This window comes from Candidatus Thiodiazotropha endoloripes, assembly GCF_001708965.1.
GTDB lineage: Bacteria > Pseudomonadota > Gammaproteobacteria > Chromatiales > Chromatiaceae > Thiodiazotropha > Thiodiazotropha endoloripes.
In genome coordinates, this window is record NZ_LVJW01000003.1 from 932,737 (window position 1) to 947,668 (window position 14,932).

General features: G+C 53.3%; 14 protein-coding genes. 12 read left to right on the plus strand and 2 right to left on the minus strand.

Annotated features, from left to right (window positions below; translation table 11 throughout):
• The first annotated feature begins 588 nt into the window (after window positions 1-588).
• The 6 genes from A3193_RS04260 (at window position 589) to A3193_RS04285 (ending at window position 6,542) form a co-directional block, all read left to right on the plus strand.
• On the plus strand, window positions 589-2,868 hold the full coding sequence (locus A3193_RS04260; protein WP_069014161.1) for an NADP-dependent malic enzyme: 2,280 nt from the start codon (window positions 589-591) through the stop codon (window positions 2,866-2,868).
• Between the two features lie 120 nt (window positions 2,869-2,988).
• Window positions 2,989-3,369 (plus strand): succinate dehydrogenase, cytochrome b556 subunit, encoded by a 381-nt coding sequence (gene sdhC / locus A3193_RS04265; RefSeq protein WP_069004953.1) that lies wholly within the window; start codon window positions 2,989-2,991, stop codon window positions 3,367-3,369.
• Window positions 3,366-3,707 carry a succinate dehydrogenase, hydrophobic membrane anchor protein gene (sdhD, locus tag A3193_RS04270; RefSeq protein ID WP_069004954.1) on the plus strand — a complete coding sequence of 114 codons (342 nt, stop codon included), beginning with the start codon at window positions 3,366-3,368 and terminating at the stop codon, window positions 3,705-3,707. Before sdhC ends, sdhD begins: the two co-directional genes overlap by 4 nt.
• Before the next feature lie 20 nt (window positions 3,708-3,727).
• Window positions 3,728-5,488, plus strand: a complete 1,761-nt coding sequence (gene sdhA, locus A3193_RS04275; protein ID WP_069004955.1) for a succinate dehydrogenase flavoprotein subunit — start codon at window positions 3,728-3,730, stop codon at window positions 5,486-5,488.
• An 84-nt stretch (window positions 5,489-5,572) separates the two neighbouring features.
• Window positions 5,573-6,265, plus strand: a complete 693-nt coding sequence (locus A3193_RS04280; RefSeq protein ID WP_069004956.1) for a succinate dehydrogenase iron-sulfur subunit — start codon at window positions 5,573-5,575, stop codon at window positions 6,263-6,265.
• 16 nt (window positions 6,266-6,281) lie between these two features.
• Window positions 6,282-6,542, plus strand: a complete 261-nt coding sequence (locus A3193_RS04285) for an FAD assembly factor SdhE (RefSeq protein ID WP_235614897.1) — start codon at window positions 6,282-6,284, stop codon at window positions 6,540-6,542.
• A gap of 134 nt (window positions 6,543-6,676) precedes the next feature.
• Here the strand turns inward: A3193_RS04285 and A3193_RS04290 are convergent, their stop codons facing one another.
• Window positions 6,677-7,150: a hypothetical protein gene (locus A3193_RS04290; RefSeq protein ID WP_069014162.1), complete on the minus strand. Its 474-nt coding sequence runs from the start codon at window positions 7,148-7,150 to the stop codon at window positions 6,677-6,679.
• A 299-nt stretch (window positions 7,151-7,449) separates the two neighbouring features.
• Between A3193_RS04290 and dnaX the strand changes: the two genes are divergently transcribed.
• The 6 genes from dnaX to A3193_RS04320 all read left to right on the plus strand — a co-directional run bounded on the left by dnaX (window position 7,450) and on the right by A3193_RS04320 (window position 13,873).
• Window positions 7,450-9,096 (plus strand): DNA polymerase III subunit gamma/tau, encoded by a 1,647-nt coding sequence (dnaX, locus tag A3193_RS04295; protein ID WP_069004958.1) that lies wholly within the window; start codon window positions 7,450-7,452, stop codon window positions 9,094-9,096.
• A 148-nt stretch (window positions 9,097-9,244) separates the two neighbouring features.
• Window positions 9,245-9,568 (plus strand): YbaB/EbfC family nucleoid-associated protein, encoded by a 324-nt coding sequence (locus A3193_RS04300; protein ID WP_069004959.1) that lies wholly within the window; start codon window positions 9,245-9,247, stop codon window positions 9,566-9,568.
• Between the two features lie 72 nt (window positions 9,569-9,640).
• Entirely contained in the window at window positions 9,641-10,237 is a 597-nt protein-coding gene (gene recR, locus A3193_RS04305; protein WP_069004960.1) for a recombination mediator RecR, read from the plus strand.
• Between the two features lie 9 nt (window positions 10,238-10,246).
• Window positions 10,247-10,591, plus strand: a complete 345-nt coding sequence (locus A3193_RS04310) for a histidine triad nucleotide-binding protein (RefSeq protein WP_068995670.1) — start codon at window positions 10,247-10,249, stop codon at window positions 10,589-10,591.
• 30 nt (window positions 10,592-10,621) lie between these two features.
• Window positions 10,622-13,540 (plus strand): CopZ family metallochaperone, encoded by a 2,919-nt coding sequence (locus A3193_RS04315; RefSeq protein WP_071938085.1) that lies wholly within the window; start codon window positions 10,622-10,624, stop codon window positions 13,538-13,540.
• A gap of 18 nt (window positions 13,541-13,558) precedes the next feature.
• Window positions 13,559-13,873, plus strand: coding sequence for a hypothetical protein (locus tag A3193_RS04320; protein ID WP_069014163.1), 315 nt, complete (start codon window positions 13,559-13,561; stop codon window positions 13,871-13,873).
• Window positions 13,874-13,942: 69 nt separating this feature from the next.
• Here A3193_RS04320 and A3193_RS04325 read toward each other — a convergent pair whose 3' ends face one another.
• Complete coding sequence (locus A3193_RS04325) at window positions 13,943-14,719, minus strand: hypothetical protein (RefSeq protein WP_141694580.1); 777 nt, start codon at window positions 14,717-14,719, stop codon at window positions 13,943-13,945.
• Window positions 14,720-14,932: the final 213 nt, after the last annotated feature.

The following is a 14,932-nucleotide window of genomic DNA, read 5'->3' on the forward strand; positions in this document are numbered from 1 at the left end:
GATGGGTGGATATCCCCTGTTCCATCTCTTGAAATCGGCGGAAATCCGCCGATTTTTCCATTTCTGACATCATCTCAAACTGACTCATCCCTACGGGTACTCTGTTTTTCAGGCATATGGCCGGTTTTGGCCCCTTTTTTGCTCAATGAGATCCAATCCGTATTGTTCGGATTCTCCAAAGGAATCTCTGAATGTTGCATGCCCTGGAGCCATTGGGTGGCACCAGTGAAGCGGTGCTCTCAACCTATTGGCCGGGAAAAGATCGAAAAACCTGAAAACGCAGGAATAAAAAAGTCCTTAAGAAGATGAAGGAGCGTCTGCAGGCTTTCGGTCATGCTTTAGATGCGGCTATGCGAAGAGAAGAGTTCCTTGGTTAAACATATCTTGGTCATCACTGCCATCCAGCCGATCGCATTCCTCAGGAGGCTGAAAGATATGATGCGGAGATCATTGTGATTAGAAACTGCAGTGAAGGATTTATTCGAAGTGGTTTGTTAGGATCCACAGTTCGTCATTTCACCCAAGTGAGTCGCCTCCCGATAATGAAGGTGCCAAACTGTAACCGATAAACCTGGAATCGTTTTTAGTATGTCTGAAGAGTTGAGAAAGGCGGCACTCGATTATCATCGATCCCCCAAACCCGGCAAGCTTGAAATCAAATCGACCAAGCCGATGGCCAATCAGCATGATCTGGCGTTGGCCTATTCACCCGGTGTAGCCGCCGCCTGTGAAGAGATTGCTCAAGATCCCAATCGTGCCGCTGACTATACTGCCAGAGGCAATCTGGTTGCGGTAATTTCCAATGGCACGGCTGTATTGGGCCTGGGGGCAATCGGCAGTCTGGCCTCAAAGCCGGTGATGGAGGGTAAGGCGGTACTGTTCAAGCAGTTTGCCGATATTGACGTATTCGACATTGAGATCGATGAGCTGGATCCCCATCAGTTTATCGAGACTGTTGCCCGCCTTGAACCCAGCTTCGGCGGCATCAATCTGGAAGATATCAAAGCGCCGGAGTGTTTCATCATTGAAAAGGCACTCAAGGAGCGGATGAATATTCCTGTCTTTCATGATGATCAACACGGCACTGCCATTGTTGTCTGTGCCGCGATTCTGAATGGTCTGAAGGTGGTCGGTAAGGATATCGGTGAAATCAGATTGGTCAGCGCCGGTGCCGGCGCGGCCGCTTTGGCCTGCCTGGGACTGTTGGTGGACCTGGGTCTGAAAAAAGAAAATATCATCGTTACCGATATTGCCGGTGTCGTCTACAAGGGCCGCAGTGAGGAGATGGATCCCTACAAGTCGGAGTATGCCGTCGACACCGAGCTGCGCACCCTCGAACAGGCACTGGATGGTGCCGACCTGTTTCTTGGTCTCTCTGCGGCAGGTGTCTTGAAAGCCGACTGGTTGCCGAAGATGGCAGCCAATCCTTTGATCATGGCGCTTGCCAATCCCACCCCTGAAATATTGCCTGAGGAGGCGAAACGGGTTCGGCCCGATGCGATACTGGCGACTGGGCGGACCGACTACCCGAACCAGGTGAACAATGTACTCTGTTTTCCCTTTCTCTTCAGAGGGGCGCTGGACGTGGGGGCGACAGAGATCAACAGCGCCATGAAGATGGCTTGTGTAAAGGCAATTGCCGAGATTGCCCAAGCCGAATCCTCGGATGTGGTTCGATCGGCCTATGGCGGACAATCCCTGCAGTTCGGTCCGGAGTATCTGATTCCCAAACCCTTTGATCAGCGGCTGATGGTCTCTGTCCCATGTGCCGTTGCCAAGGCGGCTATGGAGTCCGGTGTGGCGCTAAGGCCGATCGAAGACCTGGAGAGTTATCGTGCCCGTTTACAACACCGGGTGTTCCGTACCAGTCTGACCATGCGTCCTCTGTTTGAGCGTGCCCGTGCGGACATCCGGCGTATTGTCTACGCGGAGGGTGAAGAAGAGCGGGTGCTGGAGGTTGCGCAGCAGGCGGTCGATCAGGGCATCGCCAGGCCGGTACTGATCGGACGCCGCGAGGTGATCGTGCAACGGATTAAGAAACTGGGCCTGCGTCTGACTGAGAACAGTGATTTCGAAGTAGTCGATCAACTCGATAATCCAAACTTTGAGCTGCATGCCAAAACCTTCTTCGAAATGGTTCAAAGGCGAGGATTTTCACCAAAAGAAGCAAGGAAATATCTGAATCGCAATCCGACTGTATTGGCTGCGATAATGCTTTCTATAGGTGAAGTTGACGCAATGATTTGTGGTACCGTTGGCCGTTACCGCAAGCATCTTAAAAATGTCACAGAAATCATTGGTACCGAAAGTGGTATAAATAAGCTATCTTCCATGAATGCCCTGGTGTTGCATTCAGGCACTCTGTTCATGGCGGACACCTATGTGCAGGAAGACCCCTCTGCGGAGGATCTGGCTGAGATTGTATCTCTGTGTGCAGAAGAGGTGCTGTGGTTCGGTGTGCAGCCCAAGGTGGCACTGGTCTCGCATTCGAATTTCGGCAGTCACGACTCACCTTCTGCCGGAAAAATGCAACGTGTGCTTGAACTGGTCCGACAGCGTATGCCCGATCTTGAGATCGAAGGTGAGATGCATGCTGATCTGGCACTCTCGGAAGAGTTGCGCAGCAGCCGCTTTCCCAATTCGCGTTTGAAAGACAGCGCAAATCTGTTGGTGATGCCGAATCAGGATGCGGCTAATATCGCCTTCAATATGTTGAAGGTTTTAGGCGAAGGAATCGCCATCGGCCCGATCCTGATCGGCACGGCCAAGTCAGCTCACATTGTGACGCCGAGCATCAGCGTACGCGGACTTCTGAATATGACTGCACTGGCCACTGTGCGTGCCAGTTGCATGATGAAGCGTGATTGACTATGGATGTTGATCAAAACCAGTTGCAGGTTTGCTGGTTGGTAAATCGGGTTTCATTTAATTGTTAACAGAACCTAGTCCTCCATCGTTTATTTTGAATTTTATTTGGAATACGACACTATGCTAGACACGAAACCAAGACCTGTGTTTCTTAATCTTTTTAAAATACGTCTGCCTATGGCGGGCATCATGTCAATCATTCATCGGGCAACCGGTGTGGTCATGGTGCTCTCCATTCCCTTGTTGATCTATCTGTTTGATCTCTCCCTTTCGGGGGTGGATGGGTTTGCAGCGGCAAAAGCCATACTCGGCATGGGATTGGTCAAACTGATTCTGTTTCTGATGCTGTGGGCATTGATGCACCATCTGTTGGCAGGTATCCGATACCTTTTGATCGACATCGATATCGGTGTTGAAAAGCCACTGTTTCGTCAGACGGCCCTGGCCGTCACTGTGGCTGCCCCGGTAGTGGCTCTGATTCTGCTGGGAGGTCTGCTATGAGTCGTCGTGCAAGCGGTTTGAGAGCCTGGTTTCTGCAGCGTGCCAGTGCCATCTATCTGTTACTGTTTTTTCTCTACATACTGCTGCATTTCATTGTCGATGCACCGGCAGATCATGCGGCCTGGCAGAGCTGGGTGGCGCAACCGCTGGTTGGCTTCGGTCTGCTGCTGTTCTTTGCCTCACTATTGCTTCATGCCTGGGTCGGGATACGTGATGTGGTGATCGACTACGTTCATCCTACAGCGATTCGTGTCTCAGTACTGTCCGTGATCGGCTTTGTACTTATCGGCTGCGCACTTTGGGTGCTGCAGGTCATCATTCTCGCGCACGTCGCCTGAACAGAAAGGGTTACTCATACATGGCACTTGAAAAACAACGATTCGATACACTCATTCTGGGCGCCGGTGGCGCTGGTTTGAATGCAGCGCTTCAATTGGCCAACGCAAATCTGAAGGTGGCCGTTGTATCCAAGGTCTTTCCTACCCGTTCCCATACAGTGGCAGCCCAGGGTGGTGTAAATGCGGCTTTGGCCAATGTGTTGCCTGACAACTGGCACTGGCATATGTTCGATACCGTGAAGGGATCTGACTACCTGGGCGACCAGGATGCCATTGAGTACATGTGCCGTGAAGCGATACCCACGGTCTATGAGCTCGAGCACAACGGGGTGCCTTTCTCCAGGCTGCCCAATGGCAAGATCTATCAGCGGGCGTTTGGTGGTCAGAGTCAGAACTTCGGTGGCGATCAGGCGGCACGAACCTGTGCTGCGGCCGACCGTACCGGTCATGCCATACTGCATACCCTCTACCAACAGAACATTCGCGCCAAAACCCATTTTTATGATGAGTACTTCGCGGCCGATCTGATCAAGGATGAAGAGGGGATCGTAGTGGGTGCACTGGTACTGAATATTGCCACTGGTGAACCACTGCTGATCGAGTCAAAGACAACCTTGCTTGCAACCGGTGGTTGCGGACAGGTATTTCGTACCACCAGTAACGCCCACATCAACACGGGTGATGGCATGGCGATGGCACTGCGCGCCGGATTGCCGCTGATGGATATGGAGTTCTTCCAGTTCCACCCAACCGGTATTGCCGGTAAGGGGATGCTGATCACGGAAGGTGTTCGCGGCGAGGGTGGCTATCTGATCAACAAGGACGGGGAGCGCTTCATGGAGAAATACGCTCCCAATGCAAAAGATCTGGCGAGTCGGGACGTGGTAGCACGTTCCATCGTCACCGAAGTGAGAGAAGGACGTGGCTGTGGCCCGGACGCTGATCATGTCATGCTGAAGGTGGATCACCTTGGCGAAGATGTCATTGCCAAGCGTCTGCCCGGTATCCGCGAAAGCTCCAAGATCTTTGCCGGTGTCGATCCTGTACAGGATCCGATTCCGGTCTTTCCAACCGCGCACTATGTGATGGGCGGCATACCCACGGACCGTTTTGGTCGGGTGATGCCAGAGGCCAGTGATGATGGTGATCCGCTGCCCGGTTTATACGCTGCCGGCGAATGTGCCTGTGCTTCCGTGCATGGCGCCAACCGCCTGGGTGGTAACTCACTGCTCGATATCCTGGTGTTCGGTCGTCTGGCGGGGCACAACATCATTGACTATGTAAAGCAGAACAGTGCACATCGGCCATTGCCTGATGAGAGTGTTGCTCAAGCCGTGGACAGACTCGAAAGATGGAATGTCAAAGGCGAGGGTATCACCGTCAGTGAACTGCGTAAGGAGTTCCGTAAGACCATGGAGGATCATGCCGGTGTATTCAGGGTAGAGGATATGATGGCTGATGGTGTCGAGAAGGTGAAAGCGATCCGGGACAAGCTGAAGGATGTGCGCCTGACCGATCACTCCGCGACCTTCAATACCAATCGAACCGAGGCGCTTGAGCTGGAGAACCTGATCGATGTGGGTCTGTCGATTGCAGTCTCAGCCCTGCACCGCAAAGAGAGTCGGGGTGCCCACTCCAGGCCCGATTTTCCGAAACGGGAGGATGGTGAATGGATGAAGCACACCTTGTACTGGAAAGAGAGCGATAAGCTGGAATACAAGGGTGTACGCTCTCAACCGCTGACAGTGGAGAGTTTTCCACCGAAAGAGCGTGTCTACTGATTGAGTTCGTTTTGACAACCGTGCTGTCTGCGGTTGGTTCCGTAACAGCCAATTCAAAACGCAAACAAGAGATGAGGTTTGAATATGAAAGTCAGCGTATATCGCTACAATCCTGAAACTGATAACGAACCCTACATGCAGGAGTTCGAGATTGAAACCCGTCAAGGCATGATGTTGCGAGATGCCCTGTTGGCGGTGCAGGATCAGGATGAGTCCTTTACCTTCAGACACTCCTGCGGTGAGGGTGTGTGTGGCTCTGATGGGGTGAACGTCAACGGCAGCAATAAGCTGGCCTGTATCACCCCCTTGAGTGAATTGAAGGAGCCGGTTGAGGTCAGGCCATTCCCAGGTCGTCCGGTGATCCGCGATCTGGTTGTGGATATGAGTCAGTTCTATGCTCAATACAAACAGGTCGATCCTTGGTTGATCCGAAAGGAACCGATGCCGGAACAGGAGATTCTGCAATCTCCGGAAGACCGTGACAAACTGGATGGGCTCTACGAATGTATCATGTGTGGCTGCTGCTCCACCTCCTGCCCCTCGTTCTGGTGGAACCCGGACAAATTCCTTGGACCTCAGGCACTTTTGAGCGCCTGCCGTTTTCTGGCAGACAGTCGGGATCAGGCCAGTGAGGAGCGCTTGGATAATCTCGAAGGGCCATACAAACTGTTCCGCTGTCACACCATCATGAACTGTGTCGAGGCCTGCCCTAAAAATCTCAATCCCACCAAAGCGATCGGCCACATCAAAGCGATCATGTTGAAAGACGCGATTTGAGTTTCAATGGTGCAATGTGATTGATAATGGTGAATTGAATAATCTGGATCGCTTACGCTGGCAGTGTCGGCGTGGCATGTTGGAGTTGGATGTGCTGCTGGAGGCCTTTCTTGATCAGCACTATTCGGATATGCCGCCGCGTATGCAGCGGCATTTCATTCAACTGCTGGAGTTTCCCGATCCGATCATTCATGCCTGGTGTGTCGGTGGTGAGAAACCTGACGATGAGGAGTTCGCTGAATTGGTTGCCTCAATCCGGGCCACATCCGTCGCCTGATTTTCCGATCCAATCCTGACATCGACAACATACCCGGCACCAAAGGTGTTTGGCTTCAGTTCTCCCTTCCCCTGTTTTGTAAACGATCGATCAAAGGGGCAATCTTATGAGTCTTTACGTACCTGAATGGTGGACTAGAGGAATGAATCCGGCAGCTTGAGCCAGTGCCGCAGCTGTTGATCATTGCAGAGTGGAAACCAGATGCGATGCTGTTTACCGCTGCCATCTCCGTGCCTTGCTGAGAGCCTGTAGTGGAGCAACACACCTTCACCCTGATAGCCGTTCTGTCGGATGGCATATAGGTCATCAGGCAGGTCCCGATATATGATCGAGGTTACTTTTACGATGCTCTCCATGGGGATCGAAGTGGCCACGGAATGGCCAAAGCTCTGCACCATGAGTGTTCGGTTTTGCGGCTGTTGGAGATCGGATTCGATGCAGATCCAGTAGCCATACCCCAGGTACATGAGCAGATAGGTCACAGCAAAAAGGGTGATAAAACGGCAGGAGCGTATTGCCATATCAGCCTCTGGAGCGGCAACAGCTTCCATAAACAGTGGTAACAACAGCAGGGTGAACAACAGGGCAATAACGAGAGCAACCAGCATGCAAAAGCTGTGTGTGGATTTTACATGGCAGCAAAACTCACTTTTTGAAAACAACAAAAAATCTCCGGGAAATCGATAATTGGAGCCAGATCCTACTGGACTGTGTTAATAATTCGGCCATGACGTCAAGAGACTTCGGTGTGCCAATCCCGATTCATGACCCAATCTTAGGGGCAGTCGGATTTTGCCTCCATGGTGAATCAGTGCCTCTCTGGCAGTTGATCGTGACGGACCGTGAATCCACCCCGGATTCGGGTTAAACTCCCCTCTTTAATCGGTAGGTTACAGAGCGATAGGTTATGTCATATCAGGTACTCGCCCGCAAATGGAGACCGCAGTTGTTCGGCCAGCTGGTCGGCCAGCAGCATGTGGTGACTGCGTTGAACAACGCCCTGGAGCGCGAGCGTTTGCATCATGCTTATCTGTTTACCGGTACCCGGGGAGTGGGTAAGACGACCCTGGCCAGAATTTTTGCCAAGTCGCTGAATTGTGAAAAAGGGATCAGTGCAGTGCCCTGCGGTGTCTGCGATGCCTGTCGGGAGATCGATGAGGGGCGGTTTGTAGACCTGCTGGAGGTGGATGCGGCCTCCCGGACCAAGGTGGATCAGACCAGAGAGCTGCTGGAAAATGTACCTTATGCCCCGGTAAGGGGACGCTACAAAGTTTACCTGATAGATGAAGTTCATATGTTTTCGGCCAGTAGTTTCAATGCCTTATTGAAAACTCTTGAAGAGCCGCCTCCGCATGTAAAATTCATACTGGCAACCACTGACCCACAGAAGGTCCCAGTTACCGTGCTCTCCCGTTGCCTGCAGTTCAATTTGAAACGCCTCAGTCGGGAACAGATTGAAGGTCAACTGCGGCACATCCTCGGGGAAGAGAAGATTCCGTTTGACGAGGAGTCACTCAGTCTGTTGGCCAGAGGGGCGGACGGCAGTATGCGTGACGGCCTCAGTCTGCTGGACCAGGCCATCGCCTTTGGTGGTGGTGAAGTCCGGGGTGAAGCGGTCAAATCGATGATCGGCGTGATCGGATCCGATCGTATCTACGGATTGGTCGAGGCTTTGACGGCTGGTGAAGGTGCCAGTCTGCTCGATCGGGTGTCGGAGATGGCCGAGATGGCGGTTGATTTCAGCCAGGCCCTGCAGGAGTTGCTGGTCATGCTGCATCAGATCGCGTTGCTGCAATTGGTCTCGGGTTATCAACCCGACGATGGTTATGACATAGAGCGACTGAAAGGTTTTTCCGAAGCCCTGGCGGCAGAAGATGTGCAGCTCTACTATCAGGTTGGCTTGATGGGGCAGCAGGAGTTGAATCTTGCCCCCGACCCTCGCAGTGGTTTCGAGATGGTATTATTGAGAATGCTCGCCTTTCGTCCGGAGGAGGGTAGCAGCGGTGTCACCCAACCAAGCGGTAGTGGCAATCGGGTCTCACGTCAGTCTGCGCCAAGAACGAATCCGCAAGTCTCAAACAAGAGCGCACCGGCAGCCGTAGCAAAACCGGCACAGCCTGCTGCTCCAGCAGAGCCGGCCAAGCCGGTAGCCAATGCGAACGATCCATCCGATTGGGAGTCCTTTTGTACTGCTCTGCAACTGGGAGGGATCACGCGCCAGTTGGCACAGAACTGTGCATTTGGCAGTTGGGACGGTAAGACACTGAATCTGACCCTGGATACGTCGAGGCGCCAGCTCCGGGTTGGGCAGTCTGAAATGCGCCTGCTGGAAGGGATAAGGAAACAGCTCGGCGAGTCGGTGCAGCTGTCGATTACCGAAGCGGTGCCGCAGCAAGAGACACCGGCAATGCGTGAAAAACGTGAGCTCGATCAGCGGCAGGCTGAGGCGGAAACGAGTATGGCGGTGGACCCGATGGTCAAAGAGATGGAGGAGCGGTTTGGCGCAAAACTGATGCCGGAGTCGATTCGTCCTGTGGATGATTCTTCTGCTTGATGTGGCCTATGCTCTGTGAGAGTTATGCTATATAACTATCTGTTTTATAGTTATATTAATGGTGTTTTAAAGTAATTTGTTAAATTGATTTCAGGTACCATCAGAGGCTCAGGCGTCTGGGTTTGGCCATGAATATGAGGTGTTCGACATGAAAGGCGGTATTGGTAATTTAATGAAGCAGGCGCAAAAGATGCAGGCTGAAATGCAGCAGGCACAAGAGAAGCTGGCGCAGGAAGAGGTGACAGGCGAGTCTGGCGGTGGGATGGTCAAAGTGACCATGAATGGAAAACATGAGGTGCGCCGCGTCGAAATCGATGAGAGCCTGATGGGTGATGATAAAGAGATGCTTGAGGATCTGGTGGCAGCGGCAGTGAATGATGCAGCCCAGCGGGTCAGCCACAAGATGCAGGAGAGTATGTCCGGTCTGACTGCCGGGTTGGGTCTGCCTCCTGGTATGAAGCTGCCGTTCTGATTCAATCATCCATGCTGATCAACAGCTGCCGGGTCTCTCTAGCGGACTCAACGCTCTGGTACAGGCCGGCCGATGGCTAATACCGCGCTGCTCGACCAACTGATGACCGCACTACGCTGTCTGCCGGGTGTTGGGGCTAAAAGTGCCCAGCGCATGGCCTATCATCTGCTGGAGCGGGACAGGGAAGGGGGCAGAGTACTCTCCCGGTTGCTGGCCGAGGCGATGGAGAGGATCGGTCACTGCAGCCAATGCAGAACCCTGAGCGAGCAGGAGCTTTGTCAGCTCTGCGCCAATCCGAGGCGGGATCAGAGTCTGCTCTGCATCGTTGAGAATCCCGCCGACCAGGCGATCATCGAACAGGCGGCAGACTATCAAGGTGGTTATTTTGTCCTCGGTGGTCACCTCTCGCCACTGGATGGGATCGGCCCGAAAGAGATCGGTCTGGATCAGTTGCAAGAGCGATTTGCCAGTGGCGGTGTCAAAGAGGTTATTCTGGCAACCAATCCCACGGTCGAGGGTGAGGCAACGGCACAATACATCCATGACATGGCCCAACAGTTTGGCATTCGCACAACCCGTATTGCTCAGGGAGTACCCATGGGAGGCGAGCTGGAATATGTGGATGGCGCAACCCTGGCACACGCGATTCGAGGTCGATCGGAATTTTGAGGAGATACCATGAGTGACTGCTTATTCTGCAAATTTGTCAGCGGTGAGATTTCCCCCCAGACCGTCTATGAGGACGATGATGTACTGGCCTTCAGGGATATCAATCCACAGGCTCCCTGTCATGTGCTGATCATACCGAAAAAGCATATCTCCACGCTGAATGACCTGACAGAGCAAGATGCCGAATTGGTGGGAAAGCTCTATCTGGCGGCGGCTAAAGTAGCCAAACAGGAGGGTATCGATGAAGCGGGATATCGCACCGTGATGAACTGCAACGAACAGGCCGGTCAGACCGTTTTTCATATCCACCTGCACCTGCTGGGCGGGCGGCGCATGAACTGGCCACCGGGTTGATCAACCTGACCTGAGCCTGTTACAAATCCAGTGAACACCAAACTTGAATCGAGTTATCGGCTGTCGATTGACGGTATGTCATGTCAGCACTGTGTGGCGGCGGTTGAGAAGTCGGTCGCCGCTCTGCCCGGGGTTACCCGGGTGGCGGTCGATCTTGAGGCGGCCACGGCTGAGGTCACCGGCGGGGATGTCGATGAAGCGGTATCGGCAATCAAACAGGCGGGTTATGAAGCTGAACTGATCACTGAAGATGTTCCTTCGATCCCGGTCTCCCTGCCAGTGCTGCAACCCGTTCCAGCCGACCAACGCCCTGTGAAGAAAATCGAGGGTGGTTATCAACTGGCTGTGCAGGATATGACCTGCGCCAGCTGCGTTGCGGCGGTTGAGCGGGCGATCAACGCCGTGCCCGGTGTTACCCAGGCTGCGGTCAATCTGGTGGAGAAAAGGGCGCAGGTTGTTGGCGGCTCACCCCAGGCGGTAGCTCAGGCGGTGATCGATCAGGGCTATGGCGCTTATCTGCTCGAGTCTCAGGCTGACAGCAATCAACTGCAGCTTGGCTTCCAGGCGCTGGACCAGGCCACTCAACAAGTGGCACTTGAGCGACTGTTCAGCAGGCTTGATCCTCAGGCTGGCTTTGAATTCAGAGATGCTCTGTGGCATCTGCAAACCTCACTGCACCCCGCTGATCTGCTGCTCGAGCTGGAGCAACAGGGATACCAGGCCAGCTTTATAGAGAGCTATAACGATCCCTATGCCGAGGAGGCATCGGCTGCTGCCAAAGAGATCAGACGTTCCTGGCAGAGAGCCGCCCTGGCCGGGGTTGTCGGTATCGGCCTGATGGTGGCCGAAATGACAGGCAATACACCCCAGGTGACGGCGCCTGGTGGGCAGAGCTACTGGCTGGCGGTTGCCATCATCTGTTTCCTGGTAATGCGTTTTAGTGGTGGGCACTACTATCTCGGTGCGCTGAAACAGCTGAAACACCGTAGCGCCAACATGGACACCCTGATTGCATTGGGAACAGGCAGTGCCTGGCTCTCTTCGCTGATTATCGTATTGCAGCCTGAAGGTATGATCCTGCAAGGGGAGAAACTCTACTTCGATGCCTCGGTGCTGATACTGGCTTTTCTGCAACTGGGACATGGTTTGGAGACCCGGGCCAAACGCACGACCAGTGAAGCGGTAGGCAGTCTGGTTGGATTGGCGCCGAAGCAGGCCGAAGTAGTGCGTGATCAGGGTTCGGTCGCCATCCCGGTATCCCTGTTGGCTATAGGCGACCTGATTCAGGTTCGCCCGGGTGACAAGATTCCGATTGACGGTGAGGTGGTCGAGGGGGTTTCAAGCGTCGATGAAGCGATGCTGACCGGTGAGTCCCTGCCGCAGAAGAAACAACCGGGGGATCCGCTGATCGGTGGCAGTGTCAACCGTTCCGGACAGCTGCGTTTCAAGGTCACCCGGTTGGGAGAGGAGACCACCCTGGCCCATATCATCACCATGGTTCGCCAGGCACAGATGAGCAAACCTGAGATCGGTCGCCTGGTGGACAGAGTCTCAGCGATTTTTGTGCCGGTGGTGGTTCTGATCGCCTTTGCGGCTTTTCTTGTCTGGCTGTTGGTGGGCCCAACGCCGCCACTCTCCTATGCACTGACCGCCGGCATTGCTGTACTGGTGATCGCCTGTCCCTGTGCATTGGGTCTGGCTACCCCCATTGCCATTATGGTGGGGACCAGTCGGGCCGCCCAGATGAATGTACTGATTCGCAACAGTGACGGTCTGCAATCCGCAAGCAGGCTGACCCATCTGGTGGTGGATAAAACCGGTACTCTTACTCAGGGTGCCCCGAAGGTCACCGATGTCTACGCAGAAAATTTGCCGGAAGCGGAGATGCTGGCCCTGGCAGGCGCTGTTGAGGCGGTCTCATCCCATCCACTGGCGGAAGCGATTCTTGATCACCTCAAGCGGCAGGGTATCGAGATCGCGGCGGTAACCGATTTCCACAACCATGAGGGTCTGGGTGTAGAGGGGCGGGTTGCTGGGAAGCTGGTTCAATTGGGGGGTAGTCAGTATCTGAAACAGTTGAAGATTACCCCTTCAGAGCCATTTCTCAATGCGGCGAATCAACAGTCTGCCGAGGCGGGAAGTCTGGTCTGGGTGGTTGTGGAGGGGCAGCTGAGTGGCTTGCTGGTACTCAGGGATCCTTTGCGAAGTGATTCGGCTGCGGCAGTAAAATCACTACAGAATCAAGGTGTTGAGGTAATCGTCTGTAGCGGCGACAACCACCGTGCCGTGGAAGCGGTTGCTGCGAGTCTTGGCATAAAGCAGGCTCACAGTGAACTGCTGCCCGAACAGAAACTGGAAGTTGTACGGTCTCTGCAGCAGCAGGGAAATCGTGTTGGCATGGTTGGGGATGGGGTGAATGACGCACCGGCCCTGGCGCAGGCCGATACCGGATTTGCCATCGGTAGTGGCACCGACGTGGCGATCGAGCATGCGGATATCACCCTGGTTGGGGACTCGCTGCTGAATGTCAGTACCGCAATCGGTATTTCCAGAGCAACCATCAGGAATATCAAGCAGAATCTTTTCGGTGCTTTTGTCTATAATATGATAGGTATACCTATGGCAGCCGGGTTGCTTTACCCTGTAACGGGCTGGCTGCTACCACCCATGTTTGCCAGTGTGGCAATGGCAATGTCGTCAGTTACCGTGGTGGTCAATGCCAATCGATTGAGATTTTATGGTCCTATGACAACAACCCTCAAAGTTACCGGTATGACCTGTCCCCACTGTGTCAACAATGTGCAGAAAGCGTTATTGGACGTACCCGGTGTGGATCGTGCTGAAGTTGCCTTGGAAGAGGGTACTGCGGTTGTGAGTGGCTCCGCACAGGCGGCATCCCTGGTCCAGGCTGTAGTTGATGCCGGGTATGCTGCAGAGAGCGAATCTTAAGGTCTTTGGGATGCTCTGATGCAAGTCTCCAACTCACCACTTGCCCTGCCTAACCTTACGGTCTCACTGGAACAGCAGAGAAACGCCGCTACCCAGCTGGTTCAAGCCTTGCCACTGGCATCACAGGTTGGTCGCAGTGACGCTACCCTGCGCAGTGTGGAGAGTATCAAGCAGGCAGAACAGTTACTGCAACGCCGTCAGTCAGAGCGGCAAATTACCCAGTTGAGAGATGACCCGCACAGTCAGAAGGCGGTATCGAGCTATCAGTCAGTACAGTCGGGTCAGGAACGGGATTATGTGAGTGAAGTGCTTGGCATCGATGTCTATGCCTAATGTCCCATGAGTCCGTCAACACAGACCTAACCGGGACTTCCCTGTCACCTGGTTAAGCCCCATCAGAGTTCAAGTCGTCGCCGGTTGAATGGCCTCACGAATCTTATCGTTGGCCAGTATCTTGTCATCATTGCGGATCAAGTACTCGATGATGTGTTCACCCCGCATCGCACGAGGATTGATACCGGTATCCTTCATAACTTCGTAACTCTCGAAAAAACGCTTCCAGGTTATCTTTCTTACCTGAAGTTTTGCGCGAACTTCCGGGTTGTTGGTTTCCAGAAAAAGGCGGTCAATCTGTTTCCATTCCTGGTAACGATCCGGGTGATCCATACCCAACTTATTGAGCCGTGACTGGCACTCCTCATGGGTCAGTCCGGAGACCAGTTTACCTTCCATGAACAGCAGTCCCTGTCGCACCGTTGTGGTGGGTGGGCGGTTGTTCCACTCCTCTACTTTTGCTGGATCACTGAAGATTTCACGTATCACATAGTGAGCCATGGTCTGGTTCATTTTGAACGAGTAGGGAATGTTGAAGTGTTTAAGAATGTCGACCTGTCGCCCATCGGGAGGGGAGAACAGACCAAGAATATTCATAGCCTGGCCTTTGCTGAGTTCCCGGTTCAAACGGATATCCTTTTCTGCCAATTCGTTGAGCATGACTTCAGTTGCCGGCTCATTCTGCCAGGCTTCATCAGACTCACCCGGCAGGCTTAAAGCGGTTTCAATCTGTTCTTGAAGTTCATCAACGTTGATCTGTTTGGCATTAGCTTTGGATTGGCTCTTTTTAAACAGCAACAGCAGAGCACCAATCATCATTACTGCAAGAAAGCTAGCTATCTCCATGGGTTGACTCCCGACGTTATTGATTATTGAAAGTTGAGTATAAGCAGATTGATTGGCGCTATTGTGAGAACTGACACACACAATGTATAGTGTTTGTCAATAGGTGAACAAAATGATTATTCAGATTCTTGAGCTTTATTTAGGAAATTGATCTTGGAAGTGTGGGCTGCTTCAAGTTTAATTATTTGGTTGATTAACCTCGCTTGGTTTCTC